General features: G+C 72.1%; 15 protein-coding genes and 2 pseudogenes. 6 read left to right on the top strand and 11 right to left on the bottom strand.

The genetic code is table 11. The features are described from left to right. Nucleotides 1-696 (top strand): annotated as a pseudogene (locus Q0D57_RS09535) (hypothetical protein); the annotation flags it as partial. A 2-nt stretch (nucleotides 697-698) separates the two neighbouring features. Here Q0D57_RS09535 and Q0D57_RS09540 read toward each other — a convergent pair. Continuing rightward, nucleotides 699-3,128, bottom strand: coding sequence for a glycoside hydrolase family 3 C-terminal domain-containing protein (locus Q0D57_RS09540; protein ID WP_291042180.1), 2,430 nt, complete (start codon nucleotides 3,126-3,128; stop codon nucleotides 699-701). Between the two features lie 67 nt (nucleotides 3,129-3,195). On the opposite strand from Q0D57_RS09540, the gene Q0D57_RS09545 reads away from it, so the two are divergent. Further along, nucleotides 3,196-4,080 carry a glycosyltransferase family 2 protein gene (locus tag Q0D57_RS09545; RefSeq protein WP_291042183.1) on the top strand — a complete coding sequence of 295 codons (885 nt, stop codon included), beginning with the start codon at nucleotides 3,196-3,198 and terminating at the stop codon, nucleotides 4,078-4,080. Nucleotides 4,081-4,119: 39 nt separating this feature from the next. On the opposite strand, the gene Q0D57_RS09550 is transcribed toward Q0D57_RS09545, so the two are convergent. After that, on the bottom strand, nucleotides 4,120-5,541 hold the full coding sequence (locus tag Q0D57_RS09550; protein WP_291042190.1) for a PucR family transcriptional regulator: 1,422 nt from the start codon (nucleotides 5,539-5,541) through the stop codon (nucleotides 4,120-4,122). A 119-nt stretch (nucleotides 5,542-5,660) separates the two neighbouring features. On the opposite strand from Q0D57_RS09550, the gene Q0D57_RS09555 reads away from it, so the two are divergent. Together Q0D57_RS09555 and Q0D57_RS09560 are read left to right on the top strand one after the other, a co-directional pair. Then, entirely contained in the window at nucleotides 5,661-6,758 is a 1,098-nt protein-coding gene (locus tag Q0D57_RS09555) for a Zn-dependent alcohol dehydrogenase (protein WP_291042196.1), read from the top strand. 60 nt (nucleotides 6,759-6,818) lie between these two features. Further along, nucleotides 6,819-8,264 (top strand): APC family permease, encoded by a 1,446-nt coding sequence (locus tag Q0D57_RS09560; protein WP_291042200.1) that lies wholly within the window; start codon nucleotides 6,819-6,821, stop codon nucleotides 8,262-8,264. Nucleotides 8,265-8,285: 21 nt separating this feature from the next. On the opposite strand, the gene Q0D57_RS09565 is transcribed toward Q0D57_RS09560, so the two are convergent. Together Q0D57_RS09565 and Q0D57_RS09570 are read right to left on the bottom strand one after the other, a co-directional pair. Continuing rightward, a complete protein-coding gene (locus tag Q0D57_RS09565; protein ID WP_291042203.1) occupies nucleotides 8,286-9,326 on the bottom strand; it encodes an alcohol dehydrogenase catalytic domain-containing protein in 1,041 nt (346 codons plus the stop codon). 102 nt (nucleotides 9,327-9,428) lie between these two features. Further along, nucleotides 9,429-10,088, bottom strand: a complete 660-nt coding sequence (locus Q0D57_RS09570) for a hypothetical protein (protein ID WP_291042206.1) — start codon at nucleotides 10,086-10,088, stop codon at nucleotides 9,429-9,431. Between the two features lie 81 nt (nucleotides 10,089-10,169). Here Q0D57_RS09570 and Q0D57_RS09575 point away from each other — a divergent pair, with 81 nt between their 5' ends. Next, on the top strand, nucleotides 10,170-10,643 hold the full coding sequence (locus Q0D57_RS09575; protein ID WP_291042226.1) for a CrcB family protein: 474 nt from the start codon (nucleotides 10,170-10,172) through the stop codon (nucleotides 10,641-10,643). Further along, nucleotides 10,640-11,014, top strand: coding sequence for a fluoride efflux transporter CrcB (gene crcB / locus Q0D57_RS09580; RefSeq protein ID WP_291042229.1), 375 nt, complete (start codon nucleotides 10,640-10,642; stop codon nucleotides 11,012-11,014). Before Q0D57_RS09575 ends, crcB begins: the two co-directional genes overlap by 4 nt. Here crcB and Q0D57_RS09585 read toward each other — a convergent pair. From Q0D57_RS09585 to Q0D57_RS09615, 7 genes and pseudogenes are all read right to left on the bottom strand, one after another. Next, entirely contained in the window at nucleotides 11,011-11,931 is a 921-nt protein-coding gene (locus Q0D57_RS09585; protein ID WP_291042232.1) for an RluA family pseudouridine synthase, read from the bottom strand. The two genes, crcB and Q0D57_RS09585, sit on opposite strands and share 4 nt — an antisense overlap. Beyond that, nucleotides 11,931-12,509 carry a signal peptidase II gene (gene lspA / locus Q0D57_RS09590; RefSeq protein WP_291042235.1) on the bottom strand — a complete coding sequence of 193 codons (579 nt, stop codon included), beginning with the start codon at nucleotides 12,507-12,509 and terminating at the stop codon, nucleotides 11,931-11,933. Before lspA ends, Q0D57_RS09585 begins: the two co-directional genes overlap by 1 nt. Beyond that, nucleotides 12,499-13,158 carry a DivIVA domain-containing protein gene (locus tag Q0D57_RS09595; protein ID WP_291042239.1) on the bottom strand — a complete coding sequence of 220 codons (660 nt, stop codon included), beginning with the start codon at nucleotides 13,156-13,158 and terminating at the stop codon, nucleotides 12,499-12,501. Before Q0D57_RS09595 ends, lspA begins: the two co-directional genes overlap by 11 nt. 71 nt (nucleotides 13,159-13,229) lie before the next feature. After that, on the bottom strand, nucleotides 13,230-13,535 hold the full coding sequence (locus tag Q0D57_RS09600) for a YggT family protein (RefSeq protein ID WP_291042242.1): 306 nt from the start codon (nucleotides 13,533-13,535) through the stop codon (nucleotides 13,230-13,232). A 7-nt stretch (nucleotides 13,536-13,542) separates the two neighbouring features. Continuing rightward, nucleotides 13,543-14,058 carry a cell division protein SepF gene (gene sepF / locus Q0D57_RS09605; protein ID WP_259530783.1) on the bottom strand — a complete coding sequence of 172 codons (516 nt, stop codon included), beginning with the start codon at nucleotides 14,056-14,058 and terminating at the stop codon, nucleotides 13,543-13,545. Nucleotides 14,059-14,098: 40 nt separating this feature from the next. Continuing rightward, on the bottom strand, nucleotides 14,099-14,770 hold the full coding sequence (locus Q0D57_RS09610) for a YggS family pyridoxal phosphate-dependent enzyme (RefSeq protein ID WP_291042245.1): 672 nt from the start codon (nucleotides 14,768-14,770) through the stop codon (nucleotides 14,099-14,101). Further along, nucleotides 14,767-15,292: pseudogene (locus Q0D57_RS09615) on the bottom strand (cell division protein FtsZ); the annotation flags it as partial. The pseudogene Q0D57_RS09615 and the gene Q0D57_RS09610, both read right to left, overlap by 4 nt.

Consider the following 15,292-nt stretch of genomic DNA (forward strand, 5'->3'; position numbering starts at 1 on the left):
ACCGCCGGCGGGGCGGGCGCCGTGCTGCAGATCGAGCACGACGTCGCCGAGGTGCACTCCGACGGCACCGTGCGCGTCGAGGGCGCGGTCCCCCACGGCGACCCCATCCGCTACGACCCCATCGGCCACGACCCCATCCGCTACGACGCCGTCGTCCTGGCCATGCCCGAGCCCCAGGCGGCCCGGCTGCTGCCCGCCGGCTCGGCGATGCACGCGCAGCTCGACGTCGACGCCTGGGAGCCCGTGCTCTCGATCGCCCTCGGCTACCCGCAGCGCTCCTGGCCCGCCGACCTGCACGGCGCCTTCGTGAACGGATCGGAGCTCATCTCGTTCCTCGCCGACGACGGCGACCGCCGCGGCGACGACGCCCCCGTGCTCGTCGCGCACACGACCGCCGACCTCGCCCGCCGCCATCTCGACGACCCCGAGTCCGCGGTGCCCGCCGTCACCGCCGAGGTCGCCGCGCTCCTCGGCCTCGACCCCGCCGACGCACCGGTCTGGACCCACGCCCACCGGTGGACGTTCGCCCGTGCCTCGTCGACGCATCCGGAGCCGTACCTGCTCGATGGGCGCCTCGCGGTCTGCGGCGACGCGTGGGGCGGCCGTACCTCGGTCGCCACCGCCTGGGAGTCCGGCCACGCCCTCGGCCGAACCCTGGGCGGCAGCACCGGCGAGGCCGCGACGTCGCGGGGCTGAGGTCAGAACGAGCGGTCGAGCCGGGCCAGGAGGTTCACGATCCCGAGCAGCCGGCGAGCCGCCCGCCGCCCCACGATCCCACCGCTCACGGTCGGGATCATGCGGAACGTGAACTGCGAGACCACGTCTCCCGCCACCGCATCGGCGGCCGCACCCGCCGGTGCCCCGAGCGTCGCGATCGCCCGGCTGGTCGCGAAGCGCAGCAGGAGGCGGCCGACGCGCGCCTCCTGCATGTCCCGGATCGAGGTGTCGAGGGTGAAGCGCCCCTGGCGCGCCGCCCTGTTCCCCGGGCGTGTGCGGCCGAGGAGCGCCCCGAAGGCGGTCGCGGGGAAGCCGATCGCACGCGAGGGCTCGCGGTAGGGCAGCGGGTCGCGGTGGGCCGGCGGTTCGCGGTCGTCCCGCGCACCCCCAGGCTCCCCCGCAGCACCCAGTTCCCCCGCACCACCCAGTTGCACCGTCGCCCGCCGCACGATGTCGCGCGAGGACCTCCCGAGCCGCACCTGGAACTCCCCCGGCTCGAGCACCCACGCGTGCACTGCGGCATCCCACGCGCTGAACGCCCGGCGGTCGAGCCGCAGCACGACCTCCGCGCTCTCCCCCGGATCGAGCACCACCTTCTCGAACGCGCGCAGCTCCTGCTCGGGCCGGAAGAGCGTCGACTCCGGGTCGTGCACGTAGACCTGCACGACCTCCGATCCGCTCCGCGACCCCGTGTTCGTGACGGTCAGCCGCACCTCGACCTCGTCGAGCCCCTCGCCCACCGTCACCGCCGCCTCCGACCAGGAGAAGCTCGTGTACGACAGGCCGTGGCCGAACGGGAACGCCACGGCCTCCCCGGCGCTGTCGAACCAGCGGTAGCCGACGTAGAGGCTCTCCCGGTACTCGATCGTGGCCGGCCCGTTGGGCAGCACCGCCACCGGATGATCGTCGTAGTGCACGGGGAACGTCTCGGCGAGCCGGCCGCCCGGCTCCACGGCGCCCAGCAGCACGTCGGCCATCGCGCTCCCCGAGGCCTGCCCGCCGAGGTAGCCCTCCACGATCGCCGGCACCGACGCCGCCCACGGCAGCTCCACGGGCGAGCCGTTCTGCAACACCACGATCGTGCGCGGGTTCGCCGCCCGCACGGTCTCGACGAGCTCGTCGTGCGAGGCGGGCAGGCGCAGGTGCTCGCGGTCGACGCCCTCGGTCTCGAAGGTCTCGGGCAGTCCCACCACCACGACCGCGACATCCGCGGCGAGCGCCGTCACCCGCGCCTGGGCGAGCTGCGCCGGCGTGGCCCGGTCGTGCCCGCGGTCGTAGCCGGGCGCGTACGACACCGCGGAGTCGCCGAGCGCCTCGGTGAGGGCCTGCAGCAGGGTGTCCACCTGGGTCGGCACCACGTGCGAGCTCCCGGCGCCCTGATAGCGCGGCTCCTCGCCCATCGCGCCGATCACCGCGACCCGGCTCCCGGCCGCGATCGGCAGCACCCCGTCGTTCTTCAGCAGCACCGTGCCCGCGGCGGCGGCCCGCCGCGCGAGGTCGTGATGCGCCTCGAGGTCGACCTCTCCGTCATCCGGGGCGTGCCCGTAGCGCGCCGCGAGCTCCAGGATGCGCAGCACCGACGCGTCGAGAGCGGCCTGCGGCAGCCGTCCCGACGTCAGCGCCCGCTGCACGTAGCGGTCGTCGCGCCGTCCGAGCCCCGGCATGGCGAGGTCGTTGCCGGCCGGCACCGAGGCCGTGCGATCCCACGCCGCCCCCCAGTCCGACACCACGACCCCCTCGAATCCCCACTCACCGCGGAGAACCCCGTTGAGCAGCCACGCGTTCTCGGTGCAGTGCGGGCCGTTCAGGCGGTTGTAGGCGGCCATGACGGTCGCCGGCCGCTCGGTCACGACGATGTGCTCGAAGCTCGCGAGGTAGAGCTCCCGCAGCGCCCGCTCGTCGACCACGGCCTCGATGCCGTAGCGCCGCTGCTCGGTGTTGTTGGCGGCGAAGTGCTTCAGCGAAGCCCCCACCCCGGTGCTCTGCACACCGCCCACCCAGGCGGCGCCGATGCGCGACGAGAGGTGAGGATCCTCACTGAAGTACTCGAAGTTCCGCCCGCCCACGGGGGTGCGCTTGAGGTTGACGCCGGGGCCCAGCAGCACGCCGATCCCGTGCCCGGCCGCCTCCTTGCCGAGCGCCTCGCCGACCTCGCGCACGAGCGCGGGGTCCCAGCTCGACCCGAGAGCGGAGGCCGTGGGGAAGCACGTGGCCGGATGCGAGTCGAACATCGACAGCGCGGAGCCCTCCTGGGGCCGGCGCACCCCGTGGGGGCCGTCCCCCACCCGCACGGCGGGAACCCCCACCCGGTCGACCGCGCGCGTCGTCCACGCGTCCGCGCCCGCGGTGAGCGAGACCTTCTCGGCATCGGTGAGCCGCGCGAGCATCTCGGCGGGAGTCTGTCCAGTCATCCGAACCCATGCTAGATGTCCGCCGCTCTGCCAGACTGTCCCCACCTCCGAACCGAAGGACGCCGCCGTGACCGACAGTGCCCCGCACTCCCCCAGCCCCGCCTCGACGCTTCCCACCGTCTCCATCGTGATCCCCGCCTACAACGAGGAGGCCGGCATCCGGCGCTGCCTCGTGGCGGCGATCGAGCAGAGCGTGCCGGCGCACGAGATCATCGTGGTCGACAACAAGTCGACCGACGGCACGCGCGCCGCGGTCGAGGCGATGCAGGCGGCCTTCCCGGGAGCGAGCATCCGTCTCGTCACCCAGAACGCCGAGCAGGGGATCACCCCCACGAGGAACGCGGGCTTCGACGCCGCCACCGGAACGGTGATCGGCCGCATCGACGCCGACACGGCCCTCGCCCCGAACTGGGTCGAGCAGGTGCAGCTGGCGTTCGCCTCGGGCGAGTTCGTGGCGGCGAGCGGACCGGTCGAGTACTACGACATGCCCATGCGCTCCTTCGGTCACCACGCCGACGACACCTTCCGCAAGCTGCAGGTGAAGCTGGCCGGCAAGTACGTCTTCCTCTTCGGCACCAACATGGCCATCACCAAGGAGGCCTGGCTCGCGGTGCGCGACGACGTCTGCCCCGACCGGGAGGACCTCATGCACGAGGATCTCGACCTGGCCGTGCACCTCGCCCTCAAGGGCTTCAAGATCGGCTACGTCTCGGCGATGACCGTGGGGATGTCGGCCCGCCGGCTCGACTCGGCGCCGAAGGACTACTACTACTACGTGGAGCGCTTCAAGCGCACCTACGAGGCCCACGGCATCCGCGACCTGCGGCTGCTCGCCCCCATGGCGGTCTTCCTCGGCATCTACCCCGCCCTGCACGTGCAGCGGCGCCTCCTCGAGCACCGCACCGCCCAGGCCTGGGGCGGCCGTCCCCGCGACACCCAGCCCGCCGAGTAGACCGAGGACCGCAGGGTCCGCCCGGCTCCTCGCACCGCGTCAGCGCTCGAGGGCCCGGAGGGCCAGCCACGCCGCCGTGCGGTCGTCGGGGTCGGCCATCGACAGGCCCGTCTCGGTCTCGATGCGGCGGATGCGGCCGGCCAGGGTCTGCCGGTGCACCCCCAGGGTCGCGGCGGCACTCCCCCAGGCGCCGTTCGCGGCCAGGAACACGCGGAGGGTCTCGGTGAGCTCGCCGTGCACGCCGCCGCGCGCGAGCGGATCGAGCAGGTGGGCGATGCGCCGGGTGGTCTCGTCGTCGAGGCGGTCGAACACGTAGGCGACCGTGGGGATCGCCGCGTACCTCACCACGCGCCGGGCATCCGCCCTGGCCACCTCGAGCGCCTGGCGGGCCTCGGCCGCGCTCCGCTCGAGCGCCTCCGCCGCGGCCTCGCCGCCGAGCCCGAGGTAGAGCACCGAGCTGTAGGCCTCCACCCGCGCGGCGATCTCCTCGGCGTGATCGCCGCGGAGGAACCCCGAGACGACCCCGCGCTGCTCGGTGAACACCTGAGCGGCACCGAGCTCCGCGAGCCACGGCACGAGCAGCCGCTCGATCTCGATCCCGGCCGAGCGCGACGCGAGCGCGAAGCCGCTGAGGCTCTGCTCGTGCACGCCGAGCTGCCGCAGCAGCCGCGCGGCCCCCGATCCCCCGGCCAGCAGCACGTCCATCATCACGGAGCGGCCGAGCCGCTCGGTGCGGCTCGAGTCGTGCGTGCGCATGATGAGGTCGATGAGCGCCGCGGCCTGCGAGCCGAGCTCGCGCCCCCTGGCCGAGGTCTCGGTGCGCGGCGCGAGCACGAGCTGCGCGCTGATGTCCTCGCCAGGGCCCACCGGATGCACCTGCAGGGCACGGTGCCGGATGCGCACGGGCCGGCCGAGCGCCACGGCCTGCGCATCCTGCACGTGCAGCCCGCCCGCACCAGCCGTGGTGATCACCTGGCCGTGCCGGTCGAGCAGCACGACCCAGCCGTCGGTGCGGTGGGCGAGCTCGGCGACCACACCGGCCGCACCTCCCCGCCGCGCGGCCAGGGTGAGCACGCGCATCGCCGCCACCACGGCGCGCTCCTCGGCCGCCTGGTCGACGGCCAGCAGCGAGGTCACCGTGGGCAGCACGAGGTCGTCGGCGGGCTCCGTGGCCACGATCGCCGTGACGCCCGCGGCCGCCACGCCCGCGCGCAGGGCACCGCCGCCGCCGTGGGTCACGAGCACCGCGTCGCGGAGCAGCGTCGCCCGCTCGTCCCCCGCGGTGAGCGCCGCCACGAGCCGGGCGGCGGGGGCCGCGACGAGGGTCGCGAAGCGCGCGCTGCCGAGCACCGAGAACTGCTCGAGCGGCACGATCGACTCCACGGGCCGCGAGACCTCCACGGCGCCCGGCAGCACCTCTCCACCGAGCGAGCGCGCGACCGATCCGACGTCCCTCACCATGCCGTCAGTGTACGAGATGGTGAATCCGGATGCCTCGATCCACACTTTCGCCGAATGACACGCTCCGCGGCTTGTCCCTAGCATCGACCCCGAACCATTCCACGACACGAAGGGGTCTCATGCGAGCCGTCGTCTTCCGCGAGCCCGGATCACCGATCGAGTACACCGAGGTCGAGCTCGCCGAGCCCAAGGCCGGCGAGGTGCGCGTGCGCATCGCCGCCGCCGGGGTCTGCCACTCCGACCTGCACGTCATGCGCGGGGAGTGGGATGCGGCGTCGCCGATGGTGATGGGCCACGAGGGCTCCGGAGTCGTCGTCGCGCTCGGCGAGGGCGTCACGACCCTCGCGGTGGGCGACCACGTCGTGCTGAGCTGGGTGCCGCCGTGCGGCGAGTGCCGCTACTGCCGATCCGGCCACGAGGCGCGCTGCCAGAAGGTGGCCACCCTCGTCGCGCCGCAGGGCGTGCTGTTCGACGGCACCTCGCGGCTGTCGAAGGAGGGCGAGACCCTGCACCACTACCTCGGCGTCTCCTCCTTCGCCGAGGAGGTCGTGGTGCCGGCATCCGGAGCCGTGAAGGTGCGCGACGACGCCCCGCTCGACATCATCGCGGTCGTCGGCTGCGCCGTGGCCACCGGCGTCGGCGCCGTGCTCAACACCGCCGCCGTGGAGCCCGGCTCCACCGTGGCCGTGATCGGCTGCGGCGGCGTGGGCCTCAACGTCGTGCAGGGTGCCCGGCTGGCGGGCGCCGAGCGCATCATCGCGATCGACGTCGTGGCCGACAAGACGCTCATGGCGCTGCAGTTCGGTGCCACCGACCGCATCGACGCCACTCAGGGCGATGCCGTCGACCAGCTGCGCGCCCTGCTCCCGGACGGCGTCGACTACGCCTTCGACGCCATCGGGCGCACCACCACGACCGAGCAGGCCATCCGGATGCTCGGCCTCGGCGGCGCTGCCGCCATCGTCGGGCTCCCGCCCACCGGCGCGAAGGCCTCGTTCGAGCCGCTCGTGCTCGCCGAGGCCGACCAGCGCATCCTCGGCTCGAACTACGGCTCGGTGCGGCCCTCCATCGACGTGCCCGCGCTCGTGGACCGCTACATGGACGGGCAGCTGAAGCTCGACCCGCTCATCTCGGGCCGCCGCCCGCTCTCCGAGGCGCAGCAGGCCTTCGACGACCTCGAGGCCGGCACCGTGCTCCGCACCCTCCTCATCCCGTAGCACCAAACCGTACCCGACCCGCCCGACCCGACTCACCCGATCCGACTCACTGGAGAGCCCATGTCCACCACCAGACCCCGCCCCGCCGCCGCCGCGAACCCGCCGAAGGACGCGGGCCTTCGGACCGGCGTCATGAGCGGCCCCGAGCTCGCGGCGCAGGCCATCGCCAACATCGCCCCGAGCGCCGTGATCGCCTTCACCGCCGCCGCCATCTTCCTCGGCGCCGGCAACGGCACCATCTACGCGTTCGTGCTGGCGACCATCGTCATCCTGTGCGTCGGCTACTGCGTGGTGGTGTTCGCCCGCAAGCACGCCTCGGCGGGCTCGCTCTACACCTACGTCGCGAAGGGCCTCGGCCCCACCGGAGCCTTCCTCGCCGGTGCCGCGCTCCTCATCGGCTGCTTCGGCATCGCCACGGCCTCGCTCAACGGCTCGGTGAGCTACATCGGCCAGTTCCTCGTGCTGCTCGGCGTGCCGGCCACGGGTCTCGGCTGGAACATCGGCCTCACGATCGTGCTCGGCGGCCTCGCCACGCTCTTCACCATCCGCGGCATCCGGCTCTCCGCCCGCATCTCGCTCGTGCTCGAGCTGGTCTCGGTGAGCGTGATCGCGGTGCTGCTCGTCGCCGCGCTCGTCTGGGCCGGCCCCGACGCCTGGGATCCGGCGCAGGTCATCGCCGAGGGCTCCTCGTTCCAGGGGATCGCCGCGGGCATGGTGCTCGGCATCCTCGGGTTCGTGGGCTTCTCCTCCGCCGACGCGCTCGGCCGCGAGGCGAAGGACCCCTACCGCGCCATCCCGCGCGCCATCATCTGGAGCGCGCTGTCGGTCGGCATCCTCTACGTCTTCGCCGCCTACACGCAGATCGCGGTGCTCGGCGAGGGCCTCGCCACGTCGGCGAGCCCGCTCGAGGACATGTCGTCGCTCATCGGCATGCCGGCCTGGTTCGGCCCCGTGCTGACCTTCGGCGTGGGTGCGTCGTTCTTCGCCGTGGTCGTCGCCCCGCTGAACGTCGTGGGCCGCATCGTCTACGTCATGGGCAAGGAGGGCGTGGTGCCCGAGCGCTTCGGCCGCACCCACGACCGCCACCTCACCCCGCACCGGGTGCTGCTCGTGGCGGGGCCGGCCGCGATCGTCGTCGACATCGTGTTCCTGCTCATCGGCGCGCAGCCGATGGAGACCCTCGTCTGGGTCAACACGTGGGGCACCTACGGCTACATGGTGGCCTACGCCCTCGTGGCGATCGCCTGCGTCGTCTACACGCGGCGGGCCGGCATCCCGAACCGGCTGGTCTGGGTCTGCGCCACGATCGCGGTGGTCACCATGGCCTACGTGTTCTTCGCCAACGTGTTCCCGGTGCCGGCGTTCCCGCTCAACGTCATCCCCTACGTGTTCCTCGTCACCCTCGCCCTCGCGGTCACCCGCTTCGTCTACCTCGCGAAGCGGCGCCCCGAGGTGATCGAGCGGATCGGCCGCACCGAGACCAGCACCATGAGCGGCGTCGGCTAGCCGGCTCCTCGGCTCGCGCGGTCAGAACGCCACCATCACCTTGAGCGCCTCGCGGGCGTCCATCGCGGCGTAGGCGGCGGGGATGTCGTCGAGCCCGACCGTGCGGTCGAACACGCGGCCCGGGTCGATCTCGCCGTCGAGCACCTCCTGGATGGCGGCCTCGAGGTAGGCGCGCACCGGTGCCGGGCCGCCCGTGAGCGTCACGTTCTTGCCGAAGAGCGAGCCGAAGCCCACGGGCGCCTCCTCGTACTGCGGCACGCCCACACGCGAGATCACGCCGCCCGGCCGCACGATCCCGTAGGACTGCTCGTAGGCCGGCAGGTGGCCCACCGCCTCGAGCACGACGTGCGAGCCCTCGCCGCCGGTGAGCTCCCGCACGGCGGCGATCCCCTCGTCGCCGCGCTCGGCCACCACGTCGGTGGCCCCGAACTCGCGGCCGAGGTCTGTGCGGGAGGTGTGCCGGCCCATCAGGATGATCCGCTCGGCGCCGAGCCGGCGTGAGGCGAGCACGGCCGAGAGGCCCACCGCGCCGTCGCCGATCACGGTGACCGTCTTGCCGGCCGAGACGCGCCCCATGTGGGCGGCGTGGTGGCCGGTGAGGTAGACGTCCGAGAGGCTGAGGAGCGAGGGCAGCAGGTCGCTCGACTCGTCGACCCCCGGCACCACCACGAGGCTGCCGTCGGCCTGCGGGATGCGGGCGAGCTCGGCCTGGAGGCCGCCGACCCGGGGGTTGCCGTAGAAGCCGCCGTGCGGGCACGACGTCTGGAAGCCGTCGCGGCAGATCGCGCAGGTGTTGTCCTGGTAGGCGAAGGGCGCCACCACGAAGTCGCCCGGCTTCAGGCTCGAGACGGCGGAGCCGAGCTCCTCGACCACCCCGATGAGCTCGTGGCCCATCGGGGTGCCCTTCTCGGAGGCGGGCATCGAGTGGTACGGGTGGAGGTCGCTGCCGCAGACGCACGCGCGGACGACCCGCACGATCGCATCCGTCGGCTCGCTGATGATCGGGTCGGGCACGGTCTCGACGCGGACATCGCCCGCGCCGTACATGAATGTGGCTCTCATGCCTCCATTCGACCCCTCCCCGGCCGCAGGTGGGAGTGTCCGCCATGACGGGTTCCGCCAGACCCTCCCTCCGGGCCGACCCGGACGCCATCGACCGGGCGGTCAGATGCGAGGCGGCGGCAGTCGGCTGTCGAGCGGGGCCAGGGACGGGGCCGGAGCCGAAGCCGGAGCCGGGGACGGCCAGGCCGCCGTGGCGGGCGCGGAAGCAGCCCTGGCCGCCTGCTTCGCCCGCCGCCGGCGCACCGCGAGCACGATGCCGAGCGCCGGCATCCCGAGGGCGAACAGCCAGAACACGACGATGCCGCCCACCCAGAGCGCCTCGTCGGTCGCGAGCGCCTCCCGATCGGCCTGCACGCTCGCCTCGGTCACGGGCTCGACGCTGCCGACCGGACCGTGCGCGGCCGCCCGCGGCGGATCGTCGAGCACCACGAGGAACGACAGCTCGGCGGGATGATCGGGGTCGGGCGGGAAGCCCCAGTGGTCGTCGCCCCCGAAGGTCACGGTCTCGGCCGCCCCACCCTCGTCGGCGGGGATCGTCACCTCGTAGATCCCCGTGTTGACGGGCATCCCCGAGTTCGTCTCCACGTCGACGAGCGTTCCGGTGAGCACCACGTTCCGCCCCACGGCGTCCTCGCTCTGCGCGAGCAGCTCAGCCGACGCGTCCTTGAGGCCGCCCAGGAGCCCCAGCACCACGATGCCGGGCACGAGGAGAAGCGCGAACACCACCCACACGGGCCACGACGGGGGCGGAAGTCTCTGCACGGCCCCACGCTAGCCTGGGCCGCTGGGAGCCTGGGACGCTGGGCGGCGGGCCGGTCCGGTGATCTGGGCTAGATTCTCGTCATGACCACCCCGCGCGACGAGCTCGAGCAGAACGAGCCGCTCGACTCGGACGGCGGGGTCGGAGCCGCCCTCTTCGGCCTTCCGGTGCTGCTCGTGGTGGCCGGGGGTGTCGTGGGCACGACGCTCCGGGTGCTCGTGACGGCAGCGGTGCCGGATGCCGGTGGGCTGCCGATCGACATCCTCGTCGTCAACCTCGTGGGCGCCTTCGCCCTGGGCCTCCTGCTCGAGGTGCTGGCGCTCCGCGGGCCCGACACGGGAACCAGACGCCGGGTGCGCCTCCTGGTCGGGACCGGCGTCATCGGCGGCTTCACCACCTACAGCGCCCTCGCCACCGACACCTCGCTGCTGGTCGACTCCGACCGCCTGCTCGCCGCCGCGGCCTACGCCCTCGGCACCGTGGTGCTCGGCGCGGTCGCCTCGATCGCGGGCATCCTGGTGGGCCGGCTGACCCGCCGCGAGAGCAGCGGCACGTGACCCCGCTCCTGTTCGCGGCCACGATCCTCGCCGGAGGGCTCGGAGCCGGCCTCCGCTACGTCGTCGACACCGCCGTGAAGAGCCGCGACCGCACGGGCTTCCCGTGGGGGACCATGGTCATCAACGTCAGCGGCTCGTTCGCGCTCGGCCTCCTCACGGGCCTCGCCTCCGCGCACCTCGTGGGCACTCCCTGGCTCACCGTGCTCGGCGTGGGGCTCCTCGGCGGCTACACGACCTTCAGCACGGCCTCGGTCGAATCCGTGCGCCTGCTGATGGCCCGACGCTGGGCCGCGGGCCTCATCAACGGCGTCGGCATGCTGCTGCTGGCCACCGCGGCGGCCTACCTGGGTCTCGCGCTGGGGGCCGGCTAGTCGTTCCGCACCACGTCGAGCGCGTGCTGCAGGTCGGCCGGGTAGTGGCTCTCGAACGACACGTACTCGCGGGTCTCGGGGTGCACGAAGCCGAGCCGCATGGCGTGCAGCCACTGCCGGCCGAGTCCGAGGCGGGCCGACAGCGCGGGGTCGGCGCCGTACATCGTGTCTCCGCAGCACGGATGCCGCTGAGCGGCCGTGTGCACGCGGATCTGGTGCGTGCGCCCGGTCTCGAGGTGGATCTCGAGCAGCGTCGCCGCCCGGAACGCCTCGAGCGTCTCGTAGTGGGTGACCGAGGGCTTGCCCGCCGAGGTCACCGCGAACTTCCAGTCCGACCGGGGGTGCCGCCCGATGGGGGCGTCGATCGTGCCCGCGAACGGATCGGGGTGGCCCTGCACGAGGGCGTGGTAGATCTTGTCGACCTCGCGGTCGTGGAAGAGGCGCTTGAGCCAGGTGTAGGCCTGCTCGCTCTTGGCCACCACCATGAGTCCGCTCGTGCCGGCGTCGAGCCGGTGCACGATGCCCGCGCGCTCGGCGGCTCCGCTCGTGGCGATCCGGTAGCCCGCGCCGGCGAGGGCGCCGAGCACGGTCGGACCGTCCCAGCCCACCGAGGGGTGCGCGGCCACGCCGACGGGCTTGTCGACCACGATGATGCTGTCGTCGTCGTAGACGACCTCGAGCTCGGGCACGACCACGGGCACGATCCGCGGCTCCTCCTTGGGAGCCCACTCGACCGACAGCCACGTGTCGAGGCGCAGCTTGTCGGACTTGCCGACCGTGCGGCCGTCGACGCTCACGCCGCCCGCATCGACCACCTCGGCCGCGAACGTGCGTGAGAAGCCCAGGAGCTTGGCGATGCCGGCATCGACCCGCGAGCCGTCGAGCCCGTCGGGCACAGGCAGGGTGCGCGATTCCATCAGGCCTGTTCGCTCTGCTCGGCCGGCTTCGCCTCAGCGTCCGCCCCGGCGTCGGAGGCGCGCTCCGAGGGGGCCTTCCTGCCGTCGAGCCCGATCCCCCGGATCGTGAGGATGAGGAACAGCACCATCGCCGCCGTGATCGACACGTCGGCGAGGTTGAAGATGGCCGGCAGCACCGGGATGGTGATGAAGTCGATGACGTGGCCGACCCCGAAGCCCGGCTCCTTGAAGAGCCGGTCGATCAGGTTGCCGATCGTTCCGCCGAGCAGCAGGCCGAAGACCCAGGCCCAGGCAAACGAGCGGATGCGGCGGGCGAACCAGATGATGAAGGCCGTGACGACCGCCGCGAGGATCGAGAAGATCCAGGTGTACGCGTTTCCGATCGAGAAGGCCGCGCCGGGGTTCTTCACAAACTGAAATTGGATGAGGGTCCCCAGGACGGGGACGACCTCACCCAATTCGAGATGTGTGACGACCAGGAGCTTCGAGACCTGATCGAAGGCGACCGACGCTGCTGCGACGATCGCCAGGACGATCAGGACCCGAGGGCGGCCTTTCGAGGTGTTCTCAGCCTCCAAAGCCGCTGAAGCTCGACGACGGGCTCTTGTCGCCGTCGACGCTCGACGAGGTCAGCTCCTTGAGCTGGTCCTCGATGTAGCTCTTCAGGCCCGAGCGGTAGTCCTTCTCGAACGTGCGCAGCTCGTCGATGCGGTGCTCGATGCCGGCCTTCTCCTGGTTGAGACGGGCGAGCTCGTTGCGCTGCTTCGTCTCGGCCTCGGCGACGATGCGTGCCGCAGTGGCGTGGCCTTCGGCGATGAGGGCGTCGCGCTTGTCGGCGCCTTCCTTGACGTGCTCGTCGTGCAGACGACGGGCCAGCTGGAGCAGGTTCGTGGTCGAGCCGGTCTCGTCGTCGACATCGGATGTCGAGGGAGCGGCGGCCACGGGAGCCGGAGCCGGAGCGGCGGCGACCGGTGCGGGCACCTCGGCGACGGGAGCGGGGGTCTCGACGACCTCTTCGGCCACGACGGCCTTCTCGGCGGGAGCGGCGGCGACCGGAGCGGCACCGGAGCCGAGCTGAGCCTTGAGCTCCTCGTTCTCCTGGGTCAGGCGGCGGAGCTCGACCACGACCTCGTCGAGGAAGTCATCCACCTCGTCCTGGTCGTAGCCCTCGCGGAACTTGGTCTGAGAAAATCTCTTGTTAACAACATCTTCCGGAGTTAACGCCATGGTTTTCCACCCTTATTGCTTGACAAACAGTGATAACGCGTTGCTAACCGTAGCAACATTCCCTGGGAAGGTCACGCCGAGCGGAAGAAGCCCGCCACGGAGAGACCGATGATGACGAGGAGCATCGTGATGCTCCAGCCGAAGTCGAGCGCCACTGCGCCGAGTCGGAGCGGCGGGATGATCCGCCGGAAGAACCGGATGGGCGGGTCGGTGACCGTGTAGGCCACCTCCGCCAGCACCAGCACCGGCCCGGCCGGGCGCCAGTCGCGGCGCACGGTCCGGACGAGGTCGAGGATGAATCGACCCCACATCAGGAAGAAGTACAGCAGCAGAGCGAAATAGACGACGGTCGCGATGATGACGACGAGTGAACCCACTCAGCAATTATGACTGTACGAAGAAGGAGGATTCTGCGCGCGCCGGAGATCCGTCGTCTCCGGAGACCGAGACGTGGGACGGCGAGAGCAGGAACACCTTGCTGGTGACGCGCTCGATCTTGCCGTAGAGGCCCTGCGAGAGGCCGCCGGCGAAGTCGATCAGACGGCGCGCATCGGCATCCGTCATCTGCGAGAGGTTGATGATGACCGGGATGCCGTCGCGGAAGTTCTCGGCGATCACCTGGGCGTCTTTGTACTGCTTGGGGTGGACGGTGAGGATCTCGTTCATTTCAGCAGGGGCCACATTCTTCGGCGCGCTCGTGTGCGCGGACTTGCGGAGCGGGGTCACCGGGGCACGGCCGGCCTGCGGCTGAGCCGGGGCGGCGGCCTGAGGAGCCTGGTGCGGGTGCGGCACGGGTGCCACGGGCGAGGACTGGGGGGCGCGCTCGGCGGGAGCCTCGTACTCGAGCTCTTCGTCGGCGAGACCGAGGTACACCATTGTCTTGCGGAGCGGGTTGGCCATCAGAACCTCCGGTTGCGGTTACTTTTTCCTAACCCCGAGATTAATCGCGCGGCGGCCGGTTTCCCGTGATTGCGGTCCCGATGCGCAGGTGTGTCGCGCCTTCGGCGATCGCCTCGCGGTAGTCGTGCGACATCCCCGCCGAGATCGAGGAGGCGGTGGGGACGACGGTGCGCACCAGGTCGCTCGAGGCCCTCAGGCGCGCGAAGGCGGCCCTGGGCTCCTCGTCCAGGGGGGCGACCGCCATGACACCGAGGAGGTTCAGTCCCTCGGCTCCGGCGGTGTGCTCGGCCAGGACCAGCACCTCCTCGGGCCGCACTCCCCCGCGGGCGGGATCATCGGTGAGGTTCACCTGCAGGAACACATCGAGCGGATGCCCGGGCGAGGCGAGCCGGTCGACGAGCTCGGGGCGGTCGACCGAGTGCACCACGGAGGCGTACTCCCGGGCCTGGCGAGCCTTCTTCGACTGCAGCTGGCCCACGAAGTGCCAGCTCAGGTCGAGGTCGGCGAGCTCGACGGCCTTCTCCCGCGCCTCCTGGTGCCGGTTCTCCCCGAAGTCCCGGATGCCGAGGGCGTGGAGCTCCCGCACGAGGGAGGCCGGGTGGAACTTGGTGACCGCGATGAGCGTGAGCTCGGCGGGATCGCGATCGACGGAACGGGCCGCCTCCGAGATGCCGGAGACGACCCGTTCGACGCGGTCGGAGAGTTCGCTCACTTCAGGAAGTCGGGGACATCCAGGTCGGCGTCGTCGTCTTCGGAGGCCGGGTCGAGCGCCACACCGCCGGCGAGACCGAGGTCTCCGCCGGAGTGCGAGGACTGCGACGAGCCGGCCCACGAGGGCGTCGGGGTCGACGGGGTCGGCTCCGCGGCGCTCTCGGCGGCGGCGTGCTCGCGGCGCGGCGAGGCGGCGGGCGCTCCCCCGCGGCCGTACGGGTCCGACTCCTCGGCCGCAGCGGCGAAGCTCGCGCGGCGCGTGTCGGCGGCCACGGCCGGGGTGTTGGCGTTGGGCTCGCCGCCGTCGAAGCCAGCCGCGATGACCGTCACGCGCACCTCGTCGCCGAGGGTGTCGTCGATCACGGCACCGAAGATGATGTTCGCCTCGGGGTGCACCGAGTCCTGCACGAGCTTGGCGGCGTCGTTGATCTCGAAGATGCCGAGGTTCGATCCGCCCTGGATCGAGAGCAGCATGCCGTGCGCGCCGTCGATCGAGGCCTCGAGCAGTGGGCTGGCCACCGCG

The sequence above is a fragment of the Herbiconiux sp. genome, from assembly GCF_023264895.1.
In the GTDB taxonomy this organism is placed as follows: domain Bacteria; phylum Actinomycetota; class Actinomycetes; order Actinomycetales; family Microbacteriaceae; genus Herbiconiux.

What these genes read in the sequence shown, in the direction of transcription:
- sepF (WP_259530783.1), bottom strand. Translation starts at nt 14,058, where the DNA reads ATGGCCAACCCGCTCCGCAAGACAATGGTGTACCTCGGTCTCGCCGAC.
- Q0D57_RS09560 (WP_291042200.1), top strand. Translation starts at nt 6,819, where the DNA reads ATGTCCACCACCAGACCCCGCCCCGCCGCCGCCGCGAACCCGCCGAAG.
- Q0D57_RS09565 (WP_291042203.1), bottom strand. Translation starts at nt 9,326, where the DNA reads ATGAGAGCCACATTCATGTACGGCGCGGGCGATGTCCGCGTCGAGACC.
- Q0D57_RS09585 (WP_291042232.1), bottom strand. Translation starts at nt 11,931, where the DNA reads ATGGAATCGCGCACCCTGCCTGTGCCCGACGGGCTCGACGGCTCGCGG.
- Q0D57_RS09595 (WP_291042239.1), bottom strand. Translation starts at nt 13,158, where the DNA reads ATGGCGTTAACTCCGGAAGATGTTGTTAACAAGAGATTTTCTCAGACC.
- Q0D57_RS09550 (WP_291042190.1), bottom strand. Translation starts at nt 5,541, where the DNA reads ATGGTGAGGGACGTCGGATCGGTCGCGCGCTCGCTCGGTGGAGAGGTG.
- Q0D57_RS09575 (WP_291042226.1), top strand. Translation starts at nt 10,170, where the DNA reads ATGACCACCCCGCGCGACGAGCTCGAGCAGAACGAGCCGCTCGACTCG.
- Q0D57_RS09540 (WP_291042180.1), bottom strand. Translation starts at nt 3,128, where the DNA reads ATGACTGGACAGACTCCCGCCGAGATGCTCGCGCGGCTCACCGATGCC.
- Q0D57_RS09555 (WP_291042196.1), top strand. Translation starts at nt 5,661, where the DNA reads ATGCGAGCCGTCGTCTTCCGCGAGCCCGGATCACCGATCGAGTACACC.